The organism is Micromonospora sonneratiae (genome assembly GCF_042679305.1).
Taxonomy (GTDB): Bacteria; Actinomycetota; Actinomycetes; order Mycobacteriales; family Micromonosporaceae; genus Micromonospora_H; species Micromonospora_H sonneratiae.
Map to the genome: position 1 here is coordinate 113,169 of NZ_JBHTMP010000016.1, position 18,114 is coordinate 131,282.

The following is an 18,114-nucleotide window of genomic DNA, read 5'->3' on the forward strand; positions in this document are numbered from 1 at the left end:
GTGGCAATCCGTACGGACACCCGACCGGATGTGGGCGGCAGCACCGCTTTCCGGGGCGACATCGAGGGGATGCGCGCCCTGGCGGTGATCCTGGTGCTGCTCACCCACGCCGGCATCGCCTTCATGCCCGGTGGCTTCATCGGCGTGGACGTCTTCTTCGTGATCTCTGGCTTTCTGATCACCAGGCTGCTCGTCGCGGAGTTGGCCAGCACCGGCCGGATCTCCCTGGTCGGGTTCTACGCCCGACGGGCGAAGCGGCTGCTACCTGCCGCCGGGGTCGTGCTGGCCGTGACGCTGCTGTTGACGTACTTCTACCTGCCCCGGACCCGCTGGTCCGACACCGGTTGGGACGTCGTCGCCAGCGGGCTGTACGCGATGAACTGGCGGCTGGCCGAACAGGCCGTCGACTACCTTGCCGCTGACCAGGCACCCAGTATCCTGCAGCACTACTGGTCGCTGGCGGTGGAGGAGCAGTTCTACCTGATCTGGCCGGTGCTGTTGGCGGTTGCCGGAATCTGGGCCGTGCGTAGTCGATCCCGTGGCCGGACGGATCGGTTCCGGCTGCTGCTCGGTGTCCCGCTGGCGGTGCTGGCGATCGCCTCCCTGGCCTGGTCGATCCACCTGACCCAGACCAACCCGGGGCAGGCGTACTTCGTCACCACCACCCGGGTGTGGGAACTCGCCCTCGGTGGCCTCCTGGCCCTCCTCGGGCCGCGGTTGGTCCGGCTTCCCCGCTCCGTCGCCGTCGTACTGGGCTGGGTTGGCCTGACCACCGTCGTCGGTGTGGCCCTGTTCCTGGAGCCGACCGCGCCCTTTCCCGGTCAACTGGCGCTGCTGCCCACCCTCGGCACCGTCGCGATGATCGCCGGTGGTCCAGCCGCCGGACGTGCCGGTCCCGGCTGCCTACTCGGACTGCGCCCGGTACGTGCCATCGGCGCGATCTCCTACTCGCTCTACCTGTGGCACTGGCCGCTGTTCGTCGTCGCCGAAGCCCAACTCGGTGAACTGGCTCCGGCGGCTCGCCTCGGCGTGATGCTGTTCTCCGTGCTGCCTGCCGTGCTGACCTACCGGTACGTGGAGAACCCGATCCGGCGGGCGGAGACCTTCACCTGGGATCCTGCCCAGGCCATCCGGCTCGGCCTGTCGTTCACCATGGTGCCGGCCCTGGCCGGTGTGTTGTTCCAGTTCACCGTCTGGCCGCCGAATCGCTCGCCCCTGCCGGTGGCCCAGGTGCCGTGGGTCGAGGACACCGCCAGCGCGCCGCCCTCCCCGTCCGGGGCGGCCGTGCTCGGTGACCATCCCCGGGACAGCCGGGCCGGTACGCCGGTCGACCGCGTCGGGCGGATCACCCCTGATCCGGTCGACGCCGGCGACGACCTACCCGACGTGTACCGGCACGACTGTATCGCCGAGGGATCGGATGCCAGGGTCCGGAGCTGTGTGTACGGCGACCGGGAAGCCGATTTCACCGTGGCGCTGGCCGGTGACTCCCACGCCGCCAGTTGGCTGCCCGCGTTGCAGGCTGTCGCCGTGGCCAACAGGTGGCGGCTGGTCACCTACATCAAGGCTGCCTGCCCGCTCATCCATGGGGAAATCGCCTGGCAGGGGCGCGCCCAGCCGAGCTGCACCGAATGGAACACGGAACTGCGCTCCCTCCTGACCGGGTCCAAGCGGCCCGACCTGCTGGTGACGAGCAGCTTCCTCTACTCGCCGATCCGTGACGAGAAGCAGCTGTCCGGGTCGGAGGGCCAGAGTGCGATGGCGAACGGGCTACGGCGGAGCTGGTCGGTTCTGGTCGAGACCGGCGTGCCGGTGGTGGTGTTGCGTGACACCCCGCACATGAACGTCGACGTTCCCGAATGCGTCGCGAAACATCCCGAGCGGCTGACCAAGTGTTCCGCGCCCCGCAGTCTTGCCCTTCGGGCGGGTGGTGGTGTCGCGCAGGAAGAGGCCGCGGACGGTCTGAAGGGCGTACACCTGGTCGACCTGAATGACGCGATCTGCCCTGGCGACCGCTGTGCCGCGGTCATCGGCGGCGTACTCGTCTATCGGGACACGAATCATCTGACCGCGAGTTACGCGTCGAGCCTGGCTCCCCGACTACGCGCCGCCCTCAACGACGTGGTGGGGGATGTCGCGCGGGGCTAGGACGGTGCTTTCCGCAAAGGGGTTTACTTTCCCACACGATCCCGTGGAGCCCCGCCGGTCGTCAGCGCGAGGCGCCCGTTCGCCCGCGGCACCCGTCCGTCCGCCCGCCACCCTCGACGGCAGGTGCCGCGCCAGTCAGCGCCCGGGGCGGTGCCGTCCGGCCACTGGCCGGCGCGACCTGCCCATGGTCCATGTGGGCCACGTGGAGCTTGCCAGCAGTACGACCGCCACGTAGGGCAGCACGAACTTCAGCAGGTACCACAGGTGGTTGTCGAAGTCGCCGCTGGGTGCGATGACGGCGGTCAGACAGACCATCGGAGCGATCAGCTTCGGGGCCAGTGCCGACCCGCTGCTGGCTCGTACGTACTGCCGCCGGAAGAGCCGGATGAGCCAGCCGAGCAGGACGAACGAGGCCACCGCCCCGGCCGGACCGAAGTTGAGCGTGGCCTCGCCGGCCATTCCGTAGACGACCGCCGACCGCAGTCCGGAGTCGTACGCCCCCGCCCCGACGGTCAGGTCGGTGCCGATGGAGACCTTGTCGCTGGGGCGCTCCGGCAGGAGCACCCGGGGCACGAGGACCGATGCGCCGCCGACGTAGGTGACTCCGTAGCCGAGTTCCCCGTAGCCCTGGCTCTGCCGTTCGAGCACCAGCGCCTGGATGTCGGCTCGGCCGATGTCCTGGAGTAGCAGCGTGGGCAGGTCACGACCGGTCTCGGTGGAGATCTGCTCGATCGTACGGGTGCCCCGGGCGATGTCCAGCACCTCCAGTCCGGCGCTCTTGTAGAGGCCGTAGAGATAGGTGAACACCCCGAACACCAGCAGACAGACCACCAGCGACTTCCGGGAGATCCGGAAGAGCATGAGGTGGACGAGGATCAGCCCGAGCAGCACGGGCCACATCGTGTTGGTCCGGCTGCCCCGGAGCCCGCCCACGAAGAACTGGGCGATGGCCAGGGCCAGCAGCAGGAGCAGGGCGTACGACTTCCGCTGGGCCAGCCGGTCCCGCCACCGTACGACGGCGACCATGAAGGCCATCAACGGGAACGTCTCCGCAGCGATCAGCAGCCAGCCCATCCCCGCCAGGGCACTGCGGTCTCCGGTCATCACCGAGATGAATCCGGAGAGGCCGCCGAACATGACGAACTCCAGCAGGAAGGCCAGCACACCGATGCCGGTGGCCAGCATCCCGATCCTGATGAACCGCCGCTCGGCCAGTTCCCGCCGATGCCGCAGCAGATGCCTGCGCGCGCCTGGTCGGGAATCCAGGAAGAGCCGGTAGATGCCGAGGCCGACGACGTTCAGCAGCGCCATGATGCCGAGCGCCCGCCGCCAGTCCGATGACGTGGCGAGGTAGCGGGGCCAGGCGTCGAGCATGACGTTGAGGATGGGCGCGGTGTAGAAGAAGTGCACACCCAGCAGCCCGAGCATCGACTTCGGGTCGAAGATGTCCGTGCGGCGGCGGAGCCACTCGACCGCGTCCACCGTGATCAGGACACCGCAGATCGTCACCGGGATGAGGAACCAGTGGATGAGCCGCGAGTCGAAGAGCGCGAGCGTTCCGCTGGTCGACAGCACCAGGAAACCCGACAGGATCCAGCTGAGGGCGTCCGGTGTGGAAGCCGTATCCCGGTCGTCGGACCCGGTTTGCCGGCCCTCGCTCCGGAGAGGTCTGACGACCCGGTTCATCACTTCAAACGTCGCCACAATGACCTTCCTTCTCTAGACGGCGACCGGGGCACTACGGGACGGGGGTGACGACCGTCCGTTCCGCTTCGTCCGGGGTGGCCTGGGCGGTGGCCCGCGTCAGCCGTTGCCGGAGCAGCACCCACGAGGCGACCGAGAGTCCGCCGTACACCGTCACCGATGCCAGGGCTGCGCCGTACGCTCCCCACATGGGGATGGCCAGGGCGTAGCTCGCGGCTGCGGCGACGCTGCCCAGTAGACCGAGCGCTCCCGCGGTGCCCATCCAGCCGCCACCGAGCAGACCACGGCTGGCTACCGCGTACGGCGCGAAGACGATCTCTGCGGCCAGCAGCACCAGCAACAGCGGTCGCGCCTCGGCGAACTCGGCACCGAACACCGGCACGATCAGCAGCCAGCCGGTGGCAGCCACCAGTGCGCTCATCGCCGTTGCCGTCAGCACCGCCAACTGCCGGGACCGGACGATCCGGGCGAGGTCCGTACCGAGGGCGACGTCCCGGTTGACGAGCTGACCGAGCGCGGTGGGTATCACCCGGGGGGCCTCGCTCAGGGTGGCGGCCAGGGAGTACACGCCGACCGTGGCCGCGCCGGCAACCGTACCGAGCAGGTACCGGTCCGCCCGCAGGGTCAGGGCCAGTCCCATGGTGAGGCCCAGCGCCCGGACCCCGGCCCGGAGCAGCCGGGAGAGTTCCTCCCGGCCGGGACCACGTACCGGCAGCAGACCGGCTGCACGTAGTCGGGTCGCCTGGGCGGCGGCGACCAGGACCATACCGGTGCCCTGGGCCAGCAGCAGCATCCAGGCGCTGCGGTCGAGCAGCGCACCGACGAGCATGCCGAGCAGGCCACCGGTGGCGACCGCCGCCGCCCACCCACTGCCGGCCTGGAACAGCCCGGCGGCGTACCACGCGTCGGGGAACTGGGTCAGCGCGGTGTATCCAGCTGTCACGACCAGCACGGCCACCAGGAAGCGGGGCTCGCCGAGCCCCGGGTCGATCAGCGACGCCGACCCGGCCGAGACGAGCACGGCGAGCCCGCCGGCCACGCCCACCGCCAGCATCGACCACCAGGTGTACGACGCCAGCAGCCGCCTACGGGCCGTCTCGTCGGCCGTGCCGGGTAGCCGGGAACGCAGCTCCGATCCGGTGCCCATTCCGGCCAGCAGCGGGGTGACGCCGGCGATGGAGATCCCCAGCACCATCAGGCCGCGGCCGTGCGGCCCGAGCAGGCTGGCGGCCAACATGGCGCTCAACGCGTAGCTGGCCGACTGGGCGAGGCTGTTGCCGGTCAGGAAGGCCAGGGCGGACCGCCGGCCTGACGTCACCGGGTACCAACTCGCCAGAGTGCCCGCCACTGCCGTACGGCGTGCTCGACCAGGAACGGCGAGGATCGGAGACTCTGCCGGATCTCCTGCCGTCGGGCGGCACTCGCCTGGGCCTGCCCCATCGCGGTGTCCGCCCAGCACAGTGGCCCCTGCGACAGGGACAGCAGGGTGAGGCCCCGCACCCGGGAGGAGACCTCCCGCAGGCACGGCAGGTCGGTGGCGACGACCGGCAGACCGGTGGCCAGGGCCTCCAGGATCACGCCGGGCAGTCCCTCCCACCGGGAGGGCAGCAACAGCACATCGGCGGCGGCCAGCACGGAGGCGATCTCGTCGGCCTCGCCGGGCAGCAGCACCAGCGGATCGTCCACGATCGACGGACGTGCGGCCGTCAGATCGTCGGTTCCGCCCGGGCCGACGGCCAGCAGGATGGTGTCCGGCCAGAGTTCGCGGACCGCGTCGTGCACCTCGATCAGGAACGGCCGGTTCTTTTCCGGCGCCGCTCGGCCGATGTGCGCGATGACGTGCGCATCCGCCGGAATCTTCCAGTGCCGCCGGGCGGTCTCCCGGTCCCAACCGATGACCCGGTCGATGGCGACGCTGTTGTAGAGCACGCGGTAGCGGGCATCTTCGTCGGGCGGGTCGGTGAAGTCGAGCGCCGCCTCGGTCACCCCCAGCACGTCGGTTGCGACGTGGCGGAGCAGGCGCCGCAGCAGCCAGCGTCGGGCCCGCCGGGCCCGGGTGTCCCGCCGGCCGTCGCCGGCGCTCTGCATCCGGGCCACCCGGACCCGTACCCCGGCGAGCTTGGCGACCAGCAGGACCACGGCGCTGGCCAGACTGATGTGGGAGACGACGACGTCGGGGCGGAGGGCCCACAGTTGTCGCCACAGTCGGGGCGCGAACGAGTGGGCCGGGGCCAGCGGACACTGGCGGATCAACGCTCCGGCGGCCCGGAACTCCGCAGCCAGGCTGCCCTCCCGGCCGGCCAGTGTGAGGAAGGTCTGCTCGACCTCGGCCGCCGGTACCGCCCGGCAGATGTCGAGGGAGACCGTCTCGGCCCCGCCCCGGTCCAGGCTGCCGATGACGTGTACGACGCGTACCGGGCGCTGCCTGGAACGCGGGTTCGTCCGCGCCGGTCTCGTCTTCGTTCCCGTACTCAAGGGACCTGGCTCCTCACTGGCTGCCGGTGTTCGGTGGCGTCGCGTACCGCTCGGTAGAAGGTGTCTCGGCGGGGGGTGAGGGTGTGGGTGGAGAAGTCGTGGGCGCGGTGGAGGTTGCGTTGGGAGGTGGTGGTCATGCGGATGGGGTCGGTGAGCATCTGGTGGATGGCGATGGCGAGTGCGGCGGGGTCGTCGGGGGGTACGAGGTCGGTGGCGGGGAGTAGTTCGGGGATGCCGCCGGCGGTGGTGGCGATGGCGGGTAGGGCGCGGGCCATGGCTTCGATGAGGGCGCGGGGGAGTCCTTCGGTGCGGGAGGGCATGACGAACAGGTCGGCCGCGTCGAGTTGGGCGCGTAGCGCGTCGGCCGAGGGCAGCCAGCCGAGGAAGGTCACCCGGTCGGTGAGGCCGAGACTGGCGGTCATCTGCTCCAGATGCCCACGGAAACGACCGACGCCCACGTGTACGGCCCGGACCGGCGATCCGGTGCCGGCCAGTTGGGCCAGGGCCGCCAGGAGCGTGTCCACCCCTTTGTACAACTGGTCGAGGGAGCCGACCGAGATGATGGTGCGCGCGCCCCGGGCCCGTTCGACGGTACGCGGCTGCGGCACGTACGCGGCGGGCGGAAGTTCCACACAGGACACCCCTGCGGTCGGTGCGGAGACACTGGCCGGGTACCGGGCCTGGAGGTGTCGTTCCGTCTCGTACCCGACCGCGATCGCGGCCCGGCACTGACGTCGTAGCCGGGACGTGAACCAGTGCCGCAGCACCGGGCGTAGCGGATGCTGCACGACGCCCGGGGCGAACACGTCGTACGGGTCGCCGATCACCTCGACGGCGTACGGGCGGCGCAGCCGGTCCAGCCGGTTGGCCAGCAGGGTGCCGAGAACCGACGGCACCCGCAGGATGACGGCGTCCCCGTCGTCCGTCGAGGCAGCCATGGCCCGGCGGACGGCCAGCGTACGGAGCAGGTACTCGCGTGGTCCGTGGTAGTACGGCACCGGCCACACCTCGACGCCGGGGCCGTCCACCCGGACGGCGCCCACCGGTGCCGTCGCGACATCCAGGACCCGGGCGGCGATCCGTACCCGGTCGAAGTGGGCCAGGTAGCGGGTCCAGCCGGAGTAGTCCGGTCCCGCCGAGGTCCACACCTGTCCGTCCGGGGTACGCGTGTACCGCGACTCCACGGTGACCACTACCCGCACCGGGAGCCTCCCGCAACGGTCGGTACGGCGTGCGTGGCCGCCGTGGTGCCCGTCGGCCGGTACCCGGTCACCGGGTGCTCCGCACTGGCTGCCGGTGTTCGGTGGCGTCGCGTACCGCTCGGTAGAAGGTGTCTCGGCGGGGGGTGAGGGTGTGGGTGGAGAAGTCGTGGGCGCGGTGGAGGTTGCGTTGGGAGGTGGTGGTCATGCGGATGGGGTCGGTGAGCATCTGGTGGATGGCGATGGCGAGTGCGGCGGGGTCGTCGGGGGGTACGAGGTCGGTGGCGGGGAGTAGTTCGGGGATGCCGCCGGCGGTGGTGGCGATGGCGGGTAGGGCGCGGGCCATGGCTTCGATGAGGGCGCGGGGGAGTCCTTCGGTGCGGGAGGGCATGACGAACAGGTCGGCCGCGTCGAGTTGTCGACGTACCGGTTCGCCACTGGGTAGCGCACCGAGGAAGGCCACCCGGTCGGTGAGGCCGAGACTGGCGGTCATCTGCTCCAGATGCCCACGGAAGCGGCCGTCTCCGATGTGCGTCAGGTGTACCGGCAGACCGGCCGAGACCAACCAGGCCAGCGCCTCCAGCAGCGTGTCGACGCCCCTGTACACCTGGTCCAGGGACCCGATCGAGACGAGCCTGCCGGATCGGCTGAACCGATCCGTGGTACGCGGCCGGGGCCGGAAGGCGGCCGATGTCAGGTCGATGCTCGAGCAGTTGACGGTGGGGGTTCCCGGAGTGGCCGGATAGCGGACCTGGAGCGATCTTTCCGTCACGTAGGCGACGGCGCTGGCCGAGCGGCACTGCTGACGTAGCTTCATGGTCGACCAGTGCCGCAGCACCGGGCGCAGCGGATGCTGCACGACGTCCGGGGCGAACACGTCGTACGGGTCACCGACCACCTCCAGCCCGTACGACAGCCCGAGCCGGTCCCGGGTCTGGGCCAGGAACGTCCCGATCGGCGACGGTACGCGCAGGATGACCGCGTCGGCGGTGCCCGCTGCGGCGACCACGGTCCGTTCGACCGCCGCCCGCTGCCGCAGGAACTGCCGGGGTCCCACGTAGTGGGGCACCGGCCACACCTCGACGTCCAGACCGTCGACCCGGCTGGCACCCTCGCCCGGGGTGGGTACGTCCAGCACCCGGGCGACCAGTCGCACCCTGTCGAAGGTCGACAGGTAGCGGGTCCAGAACTGGTAGGCCGGACCGGTCACCGTCCAGACCGCCCCGTCCGGGGTACGGGTGAAGCGGTTCTCCGCCGTCACCACCACTCTCATCGTCGTACCGCCTCTCCGGCGATGTGCTCGATGGTGTCGGCCACCCGTTGGGCGGCCACCCGGTTGTCGAAGAGCGACACCATTCGATGGCGGGCCCGGTCGCCGCGAGTGGCCAGGGTCCCCGCCTCGAACTCCCGGTACGCGGCGTCGAGGGTGAGGTCCAGGGCGGTCGCGTCGCCCCGGGGGACCACCCAGCCGCAGGTGTCGTCGACGGTTTCCGGCAGTCCACCGGCATCGCTGACGATGCTGGGCACCCCCATGGCACCCGCCTCGACGGCGGCGCCGTGTCCCTCGGACAGCGACGGGCTGACGCTCAGGTCGGCGGCCTGGTAGCAGGGGCGTACGTCGCCCACCGATTCCACCCAGGTCACGCTCGGATTCGTCGGGACGGCGAACCGTCGGATCAGCTCCTGGCGGTGCGTGACCCCGGCCGGGGTCCATCCGCCGCCGACCAGCAGCAGGTGGGCCCGGGGCCGCCGGGCCCGGAAGGACCGCCAGGCGGTCAGTAGTACGTCGTGTCCCTTGATGCCCTGCCCCTGGTACGCCAGGCGTTTCGGCGGATACACGTACGCCACCATGATGACCACGAACGCGTCCTGCGGGATGCCCAGTTCGGCACGGGCCTTGGCCTTCAGTTCGCTGGCTCGGAAGGTACGCGGTACCGGAACGGACCGGGGTGCGGTCGGGCGCGGAGGATGGGGCCCGGCACCGGCCGCCTGACCGATCCCGATCCCGACCGGTTGCGGATCAGTCCCGATCCCGACCGGTTGCGGATCAGTCCCGATCCCGACCGGTTGCGGATCAGTCCCGGTCCCGACCGCTTGCGGGTTAGCCGAGGCGCTGGTCAGGGGCCGGGCGGGATGGAAATGGTCGGTGTCGACCCCGCAGGTGGCCACCGGCCGGCGGGCTGGCGGGCAGCCGAGCTCGCCGTAGAGCCGGGCCGTGTAGTCGGTGCCGCAGATGGTGACGTGGTCCAGCCGCCACAGGTGGCGTTCGACCGGACGGATCACGGGGGATTCGAGGTAGAGAGGGCCGGCGACCATGTGCACGCGACGCAGTGGGAGGCCGACCGTGCTGATCCGGGCGGCCAGCGCCGAGGCGTACAGGTGGTAGTTGAGCACGTCCGGGCGGAGCCGGCGGATCAGGCCGCGCAGCCGCCACAGGCCGCGCAGCGTGCCGATGGTCGGTCTGAGTCGGAAGTCGAACGGGGACTCGACCACCTCGACGCCCCGGGCGCCGAGTTCGGTGGTGAGCCGGCCTGCACCGGGCGGGAGTACGACGACGACCCGGTGGCCGCGGCCACGCAACTCGGTGATCTGCGGCAGGATCCACCGGCCACCGTCGTTGGTCTTCAACAGCACGGCCACCCGCAGGCGCCGTGGGCCGGTCGTCGGTTCCTGGTCGTCGGTCATCTGGCCGGCACCCCTTTCACGACGGTCGCGGCGGGTACGTCCCGCACGACGCAGGCACCGGCGCCGACGGTCGACTCCGCGCCGACCCGCAGGCCCTGCAACACCACGGCGGTCGCGCCGATCAGCACCCCGGTCTCCACCTGGCAGTCGCCGGAGAGCGCGGCCAGCGGGTTGACGGACACGTGGTCGGCCACCACACAGTCGTGCGCCACGGTTGCGTTCTGGTTCAGGTGGACGTGCTGGCCGAGGGTCACGTTCGTGGTCACCCGTACCCCGGCGAAGGCCACCAGGCCCGCACCACTGACGAGGTCCGGACCGAGGGTCGCGTCCGGGTGCACCAGACTCGCCGCCGGAAGGCCGTACGTCCCTACCCGCTGGGCGACGGTACGACGGACCCGGGGGTCGCCGAGGCCCAGCACGACGTGGGTGTCCCGCCCCACGTCCCGGAGCCGGTGCAGTGGCCCGAGGTACGTCGCGTCGAGGCGTTGCACGCGCTTGAGGTTGATCTCCGAGGGGCGGTCGTCCACGAAGCCGAGCACCCGCCAGCGTGGTTCGCCCGGAGCCGCCCCGTTGATGGCGCGGATGATGTCGAACATCTCCCGGCCGTGTCCGCCGCAGCCGACGATCACGATTTCCCGGCTCATCGGACCACCCCGTCCGCGATCCGGCCCGGCTCGCCGCCGGTCCGGCCGGCCATCGCCGGCGTACGGGCGGGCGTCCCGGCGTTTCCGGTGAACTCGTGCGCGGTCGGGCTGCCCGGTGCCGCGATGCCGTCGCGACGCAGTACGGTCCACACCGTCGCGCAGAGGATCCGCAGATCCAGGGCGAGGCTGCGGTTGTCGACGTACCACACGTCGTGGGCGAACTTCTCGTCCCAGGTCAGCAGGTTGCGACCCCGTACCTGGGCCAGCCCGGTGATGCCCGGGCGCACCTCGTGCCGGCGGGCCTGTGTCGGGGTGTACCGGTCCAGGTACCGGCTCAGCAGCGGGCGCGGCCCGACCAGACTCATGTCGCCGCGCAGCACGTTCCACAGGGTCGGCAGTTCGTCCAGGCTGGTGGCCCGCAGCCAGGTGCCGAACCGGGTGAGGCGGCGGTCGTCGCCGACCTCGCCGGCTCCCGGATCCACCGGCCGCATGCTGCGGAACTTGACCAGTTCGAAGAGCCGGCCGTGCCGGCCGGGCCGGTACTGCCGGAAGAGCACGGGTCGTCCGTGTGCCACCGCGACGGCCAGCGCCACGACCGCCATCAGCGGTGCGGCCAGTACCAGGGCCAGGGCGGCGACGACGACGTCCAGGATGCGCTTGACCCGGTCGTACCGGCCCGGTCCGGCCCTCACCGGCCGGCCGCCAGGAATCCGGCGATGGCGTCCATGACCCGGTGGATCTGCGTCTCGTTGAGCGCCGAGCCGCTGGGCAGGGTGAGTCCGTTGGCGAACAGTCGGTCCGCCGCGCCGGTGAGGACGGCCTCGACTCCGGCGAAGAGCGGCTGTTGGTGCATGGGCTTCCAGTTCGGCCGGGTCTCGATGTTCTGCTTCGCGAGGTGGGCACCCAACTCGTCGGCCCGCCAACCGGCGAGGTCCGGGTCGACGATGATCGTGGTGAGCCAGCAGTTCGATCCGGTGTCGCCGTCGGCCAGCAGCCGGACTCCGGGTACGGCGGCGAACAGTTTCGCGTACCGCTCCCGCAGGAACCGCCGTCGGGACAGCATCTCCTCCAGCCGGCGCAGCTGTGCCCGACCGAGTGCCGCCAGTACGTTGCTCAGCCGGTAGTTGTAGCCGACGTCGATGTGTTCGTAGTGCGGCACCGGTTCCCGGGCCTGGGTCGACAGGTGCCGACACCGGTCGACGAGGGCGGCGTCGTCGGAGACCACCATGCCCCCGCCGGAGGTGGTGATGATCTTGTTGCCGTTGAAGGACAGCGCCGCGATCCGGCCGAAGGAGCCGGCGGCCCGGCCCTGATAGGTGGAGCCCAGGGCCTGTGCGGAGTCCTCTACCACCGGGATCCCGGCGGCCTCGCAGAGCGGCAGCAGGGTGGCATAGTCCGCGCAACTGCCGAACATGTCCACCGGCATCACCGCGGCGACCTCTTCGCCCGCGTCCCGGAGCCGGGGCAGCAGGTCGGCCAGCAGGCCGACGTCGATGTTTCCGGTGGCCGGGTCCACGTCCACGAGGACCGGTCGCGCGCCGGTGTAGCCGACCGCGTTGGCGGTGGCCACGAAGGTCAGCGTCGGTACGACTACCACCTGATCCGGGCCGACGCCGAGGCTGAGCAGGGCGAGGTGCAGGGCGGCGGTGCCGGAGCCCACCGCGACGGCGTGTTCGACGCCCACCCGGGCGGCGATCTCCCGCTCGAACGTGTCGAGTTCCGGGCCGACCGGGGCGACCCAGCCGGACCGCAGGGCGGTGCGGACGTACGCCTCTTCCAGCGGCCCGATGTCTGGTGGGGACAGGTAGATCCGATTGGTCATCGGCGAGGCCTTCCGCGCTGGAACCGAGTAAAGCGACCAAAAGGGTTGTATCAGATCTACAGCGGGGCAAGCGTGCGTTTCAGCGATGTTAGTAACACTCAGGATGAGTAGTGACAGGCAGGACGAGTGGCACGTTACGTCGTCCGACCAGCCGGTGCTGCGGCAGCGGGTGCTAACCGCCCGGCAGGCTGAAGGTGAACGTGGTGCCGGTGCCGACCTGGCTGGTCACCTCGATGGTCCCCCCGTGATCGGTGACGATCTGCCGGGTGATCGCCAACCCCAGCCCGCTGCCGCCGGTGCGCCTACCCCGCGCGGAGTCGGCCCGCCAGAACCGGTCGAAGACGTGTGGCAGCGATTCCGGTGCGATACCCGAACCCGTGTCGACCACCTGGACGACGGCGAGTGCTCCGATCCGGTTCGCGCGCAGTGTCACGCCGCCACCCGACGGGGTGGCCCGTACCGCATTGGTGATCAGGTTGCCGACCACCTGCCGGAGCCGGTCCGGATCGGCCTGCACGGCGACCGACTCGGCCAGTACGGTCAGGCCCACCCCGGCCGAGTCGGCGAGCGCGGCGTGCGCGACACGGCAGGTCTCCAGCAGCTCCGCCAGGTCGACGGTGCTCCGGTGGTAGGCCAGGGCGCCCGCCTCGGCCAGGGCCAGGTCCTGTAGGTCGTCGACGATGCGCTGTTGCAGCACCGCCTCCTCGTGCAGTGAGGAGAACAGCTCCGGGTCCGGCGGGATCACACCGTCCTTGAGGGCCTCGAGATAGCCGCGCAGGTTCGCCAGCGGGGTACGCAGCTCGTGCGCGACGTCGGCGACCAGCCGCCGCTGGCGTTCCTCGCCCCGTTGCAGTGAGTCGGCCATCCGGTTGAACGAGCGGGCCAGCTCGGCCAGTTCGTCGTTGCCCTGCACCGGTACCCGGCTGGTGAGGTCACCGTGTCCGAGCCGTCGGGAGGCGGTGGTGAGTTTGTCGATCGGGCGCAGCACCCGACGACTGAGTACGGCGGTGCCGATGATGGCGACCGCCGCCACCCCGGCTGCCGCAGCCAGGAGCGGGGCGGCGGCCAGCACCGATGTCGAGTCGTCCCGGGGGCCGACGTAGACCTGCACCGGAACGGGTGCCACGTCGCTGACGTACGAGGTGAAGGCGCGGGCGAGACACAGTTGGCGGCGGTCGTGCTGGGGCTCGGCACCGCAGGCGGTCAGCCGGCTGTCGCGGGATGCCACCACCGGATCGTTCGCGGCCCGGTCCCGGCACTCGACCGCAGCCTCCTGGCTCCAGATGTCCTCGACCGGGCCGGCGGCGAACTGTGGAACCCCGAACCGGTGCCCGGTGATCGTGACGTTGATTCCGTAGCGGGTCAGGCAGGCCGCGAACAGGATGCCGGAGCGGTAACTCCTGATCATTTCGATCGTGGTCCCGGTCGGGTCGGCCGTGCCCGCAGGCAGGTCCAGCGGCGGCCGGGGATCGATGGGGGCACTCAGGCCACCCAGCGGACGCGAGCTCCGGCCACGTTCGACATCGGTGTCCACCAGCACCACACCGGACTCGGAGACCAGGTGGATCCGCTGACCGGTCTGGTTGTGCAGCTCCATGACCAGATTCCGGACCCCCTCCCAGGTGCCGTGGTGTACGCCGTACGCCTCGACCTGCTCGGTGACGCGGTCGAGCTCCGCCCGGTCGGCGGAGGCCGACTCGGTGATCTGCCGGGTGGCCTGTCGCAGGGTCAGCCAGGCGGTCGCCGCCGTCGCGCTCACCGCGACCAACGTGACCAGCCCGAGCACCCGGAGCCGGAAACTCACCTTCCGACGCCCGTACGGCCGACCGGCCCCGAGGGACGGCTGGCCGACCCGGGAGACTGCGCCGGGTCGGCCAGCCGGTAGCCCCGACCGAACACGGTCTGCACGTACCGGGGCTCGGTCGCGTCGTCTTCGATCTTGCGGCGCAGGTTCACCACGTGCGCGTCGACCGTGCGTTCCAGCACGTAGTGGTCGAAGCCGAAGGCCAGGTCGATGATCTGTGCCCGGGTGAAGACCCGCCCGGGCTCCCGGGCGAGCACCTCGATGATGCCGAACTCCTTGGCCGTCAACGCGACCGGCCGGCCGGCGATCCGCACCTCGAACCGGCCGGCGTCGACCTCCAGATCGCCCACCCGCAGCACGGCCTGGCTGTCGGCACCGACCACGCGGGCCCGCCGCAACAGGGCCCGGACCCGGGCGGCCAGTTCCCGAGGGCTGTACGGCTTGGTGAGGTAGTCGTCGGCACCGAGGTCGAGGCCGAGCAGGATGTCGTCCTCGGTGGTACGGGCGGTCAGCAACAGGATCGGGATGTCCGACTCCGTACGGAGGATTCGACAGACGTCGAGACCATCGACGATCGGCATCATCACGTCGAGCACCACGAGGTCCGGCCGGCGGGCCCGGAACTGGTCGAGGGCCGCCCGCCCGTCACCGACGACCAGCACGCTGTGCCCCTCGCGTTCCAGATAGACCCGAACGAGGTTGGCCTGCTTCGGGTCGTCCTCGGCAACCAGGATCCGTGCGCTCATTCGCTCATCCTCGGTGATTCCGTCCGGCCGGAATTCGGCGGGGCGGAGCCGGTGAAGATCTGATGAAACCCTGGTGGAGGATCTGTTCGACGCTGCCCCGGACGACTAGCCGACGACTTCTTGACCGGATCTTGATCGGACGATTCCTAGCCTGTCGGCATGTCCGACCAGGAAACGAACGCGGCATCCGCCATGACCGGGCAGGGGCGGCCCGATCCGCAGGCGCCACCGGTGCCCCGTCGACGTGGTGGCCTGCCCTCGCGCAGGCAACTGCTGGGCGGCTCCGCTGCCGCCCTGCTCGGGGCGGGACTGACGCTCGGGGCGGAGCAGGCGTACGCCGGCGCGACCCGGGACCGACCACTGCCCTTCTACGGCGGTCATGCGTCGGCCGTCCACGCGGGTAGGCGGACCCCACCGAGGTCGGCGGCGGTGCAGACCATCTGGGGCGTGGACACGGCGAAGAAACTGATCGCGTTGACCTTCGACGACGGTCCCAGGCCGAACTGGACGCCCGAGGTGCTGTCGATCCTGCACCGCACCGGGACCAGGGCCACGTTCTTCATGGTCGGGGTCAACGCCCGCGATCACGGCCACCTCGTGGCCGGCCGACTCGCCGACCACGAGGTGGGCAACCACACCTGGGCCCACCGGGATCTGGCCAAACTGGACTACCGGCAGAGCCGTTCGGCGCTGACCCGGGCACACGAGCAGCTGACGAGGCTCTGGGGGCGGGAGCCGACACTCTTCCGGCCGCCGTACGGGCACATCGCGGGCAGCAGCCTGTTGGCCGCGAACGAACTCGGCTACCGCGTCGTGCTCTGGAACCGGCAGATGCTCGAATCCGACTACCGGTCCGACCCTTCCGGCCTGGTCAGCTACGTCGTGGAGAGCTGTACCCCCGGCACCATCCTGCTGGCACACGACACCGGACCGGACGACCGTCTGGTCGCCATCCGAGGACTGGCCCGGATGATCGAAGGGCTGCGGGCCCGGGGATTCGAATTCGTGACGGTCTCCGAACTGTTGGCCGAGGCGGATCAGGAACGGGAGTGGGAACGCCGGCCGAGCGCCGGACCACAGTAGAGTTCTCGCCGGTCACCGGCAGCGGTGCGGGTCGATCGGTCGAGAAGGGCACACGGTTGCTGCATCTACGAATCATCGCGCCGACCGGGCGTTGCCCGGCGGTGGTCGAACTGCTCACCGGCAACCCGGCGGTCGCCCACATCGTCGTGCTGCCCGGTGCCGCCCACCGGCCCGCCGGTGACGTGGTGCTCTGCGACGTCGCCCGGGAAGGGGCGGACGAGGTCCTGCGGGCCCTGCGGGCGCTCGACATCGACGAGACCGGTTCCATCTCGGTCGACGGCGTGGACATCGCGCTGTCCCGGGCGGCGGACCGGGCCGCCCGGATCACACCGGGACTCGGTGCGGACGCGGTGGTCTGGGACGAGATCGCCCAGAAGACCGGGGAACAGACCCGCCTGTCCGCGACCTACCTGTCACTGATCACGGTGGCCACCATCATCGCCGGCATCGGCGTCCTGCTCGACCAGCCCATCCTCATCGTGGGCGCGATGGTGGTCGGCCCCGAGTTCGGGCCGCTGGCCGCGCTCTGTGTGGCGGTCGTCCGCCGCCGGTCGGCGGTCATCACCCGGTCGGTGGTGGCGCTGGTCGTCGGCTTCCTCGTCGCGATGGTCGCCACCATGCTCAGCACGTGGGCGCTCACCGCCTTCGGGCTGATCGACCGGTCGATGCTGCTGGCCGAGCGGCCGTTGACCGACTTCATCTGGCGGCCGGACGCGTTGTCCTGGGTGGTGGGCCTACTGGCCGGGGTGGCCGGGATGCTGTCGCTCACCTCGAACAACGCCGGCCCGCTGGTCGGTGTGCTGATCTCGGTCACCACGGTGCCGGCAGCGGCGAACGTCGCGGTGGCGTTGGCCTACGGGGTGCTGAATGAGGCCGTCGGCTCGGCGATCCAGCTGGTGATCAACCTGTGCGCGATCGTGGTCGCGGGCGTACTGACCCTGGTCGTGCAACGGTTCTGGTGGCGGCGGGTCACGCCGGTTCGGTGGTGGGACCGGAGGACACCGACCGGAGTGGGGAAACCGGTGGCAGCATCCGGCAGTCGTCCGCCGGCCGATCAGCCGGGCCTGGTGCAGCAGCGCCTGGTGCAGCAGCGCTTGGTGCAGCAGCGCTTGGTGCAGCAGCGCCCGGCCGATCAGCCCGAAGGCGGTGGGTGCCCGGCCGATCAGCCGGAGCTGGTCCAGGAGTGCCCGGTTCCCTCACCGGACCCGGTGCGCGAACGGACCGGTCGGCCGGATCAGGGCCAGTCGTCACCCGCGTCCAAGCGCCGCTGAAGTAGGTCACGCAGCGGCACCGACTGCCCGTCCCGACCCCCCTCACCGACGATCAGCCTCGGTGCCTGGGGCCGTACGGTGGCACCCAGCAGCCGGGCGCGTAGCCCACCGTCGACCGTCAACAGGTAGTAGTCGCCGGTCACGTCGATCGCCCGGGAATGGGCGACATCGACGTACCAGCCGGTCAGACCGGTCTGGTACCTGGTGCGACCGTTGTAGCCGACGGCGGTCAGGGCGGTCGGGCGAAGGCCACGCTGCTGTGCCTCACGGGTGAACCAGGCGACGAGTTTCCGGGCCCGTTCGGTCTCCTCCGTCCGGCGCCGCTCCTCAGCCGCCGCGCGCAGCTCGACGGCCTGGCGGTGTGCTGCCCGCCAGGCCGTCCGTTCGTCGACACCCATGCGCTGACCGTAGTCCGTCCCGATTGGCTATCGCCCGCCGAGGCCCTTGTCGAGGCCGGCCCGGCGCAGTGCGTCGGCCATCGCGCCGCCGGGTGCCCCGCCGGAGCTGCTCCGGCCCTGCCTCGGCTGACCGCC

15 protein-coding genes are annotated in these 18,114 nt (G+C 70.8%); 3 read left to right on the forward strand and 12 right to left on the reverse strand.

Annotation, left to right across the window (positions count from 1 at the left end):
- The gene (locus ACFQ4H_RS13150; protein WP_377570527.1) at window positions 1-2,148 is read left to right on the forward strand and encodes an acyltransferase family protein; all 2,148 of its coding nucleotides are present in this window, start codon (window positions 1-3) and stop codon (window positions 2,146-2,148) included.
- A 135-nt stretch (window positions 2,149-2,283) separates the two neighbouring features.
- Here ACFQ4H_RS13150 and ACFQ4H_RS13155 read toward each other — a convergent pair whose 3' ends face one another.
- The 11 genes from ACFQ4H_RS13155 to ACFQ4H_RS13205 all read right to left on the reverse strand — a co-directional run bounded on the left by ACFQ4H_RS13155 (window position 2,284) and on the right by ACFQ4H_RS13205 (window position 15,227).
- The gene (locus ACFQ4H_RS13155) at window positions 2,284-3,852 is read right to left on the reverse strand and encodes a hypothetical protein (protein ID WP_377570528.1); all 1,569 of its coding nucleotides are present in this window, start codon (window positions 3,850-3,852) and stop codon (window positions 2,284-2,286) included.
- Between the two features lie 34 nt (window positions 3,853-3,886).
- Window positions 3,887-5,170: a lipopolysaccharide biosynthesis protein gene (locus tag ACFQ4H_RS13160; RefSeq protein WP_377570530.1), complete on the reverse strand. Its 1,284-nt coding sequence runs from the start codon at window positions 5,168-5,170 to the stop codon at window positions 3,887-3,889.
- Window positions 5,167-6,327, reverse strand: a complete 1,161-nt coding sequence (locus tag ACFQ4H_RS13165) for a glycosyltransferase (protein WP_377570532.1) — start codon at window positions 6,325-6,327, stop codon at window positions 5,167-5,169. The genes ACFQ4H_RS13160 and ACFQ4H_RS13165 overlap by 4 nt, the downstream gene beginning before the upstream one ends.
- On the reverse strand, window positions 6,324-7,529 hold the full coding sequence (locus ACFQ4H_RS13170) for a glycosyltransferase family 4 protein (protein WP_377570534.1): 1,206 nt from the start codon (window positions 7,527-7,529) through the stop codon (window positions 6,324-6,326). Before ACFQ4H_RS13170 ends, ACFQ4H_RS13165 begins: the two co-directional genes overlap by 4 nt.
- Before the next feature lie 67 nt (window positions 7,530-7,596).
- Window positions 7,597-8,799: a glycosyltransferase gene (locus ACFQ4H_RS13175; RefSeq protein ID WP_377570536.1), complete on the reverse strand. Its 1,203-nt coding sequence runs from the start codon at window positions 8,797-8,799 to the stop codon at window positions 7,597-7,599.
- On the reverse strand, window positions 8,796-10,211 hold the full coding sequence (locus tag ACFQ4H_RS13180) for a glycosyltransferase (RefSeq protein ID WP_377570538.1): 1,416 nt from the start codon (window positions 10,209-10,211) through the stop codon (window positions 8,796-8,798). Before ACFQ4H_RS13180 ends, ACFQ4H_RS13175 begins: the two co-directional genes overlap by 4 nt.
- A complete protein-coding gene (locus tag ACFQ4H_RS13185; protein ID WP_377570540.1) occupies window positions 10,208-10,855 on the reverse strand; it encodes an acetyltransferase in 648 nt (215 codons plus the stop codon). Before ACFQ4H_RS13185 ends, ACFQ4H_RS13180 begins: the two co-directional genes overlap by 4 nt.
- On the reverse strand, window positions 10,852-11,547 hold the full coding sequence (locus tag ACFQ4H_RS13190) for a sugar transferase (RefSeq protein WP_377570541.1): 696 nt from the start codon (window positions 11,545-11,547) through the stop codon (window positions 10,852-10,854). The genes ACFQ4H_RS13185 and ACFQ4H_RS13190 overlap by 4 nt, the downstream gene beginning before the upstream one ends.
- Complete coding sequence (locus ACFQ4H_RS13195; RefSeq protein WP_377570542.1) at window positions 11,544-12,677, reverse strand: DegT/DnrJ/EryC1/StrS family aminotransferase; 1,134 nt, start codon at window positions 12,675-12,677, stop codon at window positions 11,544-11,546. The genes ACFQ4H_RS13190 and ACFQ4H_RS13195 overlap by 4 nt, the downstream gene beginning before the upstream one ends.
- A 172-nt stretch (window positions 12,678-12,849) precedes the next feature.
- On the reverse strand, window positions 12,850-14,481 hold the full coding sequence (locus ACFQ4H_RS13200; RefSeq protein ID WP_377570543.1) for a sensor histidine kinase: 1,632 nt from the start codon (window positions 14,479-14,481) through the stop codon (window positions 12,850-12,852).
- Window positions 14,478-15,227 carry a response regulator transcription factor gene (locus tag ACFQ4H_RS13205; protein WP_377570545.1) on the reverse strand — a complete coding sequence of 250 codons (750 nt, stop codon included), beginning with the start codon at window positions 15,225-15,227 and terminating at the stop codon, window positions 14,478-14,480. Before ACFQ4H_RS13205 ends, ACFQ4H_RS13200 begins: the two co-directional genes overlap by 4 nt.
- Before the next feature lie 159 nt (window positions 15,228-15,386).
- Between ACFQ4H_RS13205 and ACFQ4H_RS13210 the strand changes: the two genes are divergently transcribed.
- Window positions 15,387-16,310 carry a polysaccharide deacetylase family protein gene (locus ACFQ4H_RS13210; RefSeq protein WP_377570548.1) on the forward strand — a complete coding sequence of 308 codons (924 nt, stop codon included), beginning with the start codon at window positions 15,387-15,389 and terminating at the stop codon, window positions 16,308-16,310.
- Entirely contained in the window at window positions 16,277-17,581 is a 1,305-nt protein-coding gene (locus ACFQ4H_RS13215) for a DUF389 domain-containing protein (protein ID WP_377570550.1), read from the forward strand. Before ACFQ4H_RS13210 ends, ACFQ4H_RS13215 begins: the two co-directional genes overlap by 34 nt.
- Here the strand turns inward: ACFQ4H_RS13215 and ACFQ4H_RS13220 are convergent.
- Window positions 17,545-17,979, reverse strand: a complete 435-nt coding sequence (locus ACFQ4H_RS13220; RefSeq protein WP_377570551.1) for a hypothetical protein — start codon at window positions 17,977-17,979, stop codon at window positions 17,545-17,547. The two genes, ACFQ4H_RS13215 and ACFQ4H_RS13220, sit on opposite strands and share 37 nt — an antisense overlap.
- Between the last annotated feature and the right edge of the window lie 135 nt (window positions 17,980-18,114).

Coding starts and splice junctions, on each gene's coding strand:
- ACFQ4H_RS13175 (WP_377570536.1), bottom strand. CDS start 8,799: ATGAGAGTGGTGGTGACGGCGGAGAACCGCTTCACCCGTACCCCGGAC.
- ACFQ4H_RS13180 (WP_377570538.1), bottom strand. CDS start 10,211: ATGACCGACGACCAGGAACCGACGACCGGCCCACGGCGCCTGCGGGTG.
- ACFQ4H_RS13185 (WP_377570540.1), bottom strand. CDS start 10,855: ATGAGCCGGGAAATCGTGATCGTCGGCTGCGGCGGACACGGCCGGGAG.
- ACFQ4H_RS13195 (WP_377570542.1), bottom strand. CDS start 12,677: ATGACCAATCGGATCTACCTGTCCCCACCAGACATCGGGCCGCTGGAA.
- ACFQ4H_RS13205 (WP_377570545.1), bottom strand. CDS start 15,227: ATGAGCGCACGGATCCTGGTTGCCGAGGACGACCCGAAGCAGGCCAAC.
- ACFQ4H_RS13210 (WP_377570548.1), top strand. CDS start 15,387: ATGTCCGACCAGGAAACGAACGCGGCATCCGCCATGACCGGGCAGGGG.
- ACFQ4H_RS13220 (WP_377570551.1), bottom strand. CDS start 17,979: ATGGGTGTCGACGAACGGACGGCCTGGCGGGCAGCACACCGCCAGGCC.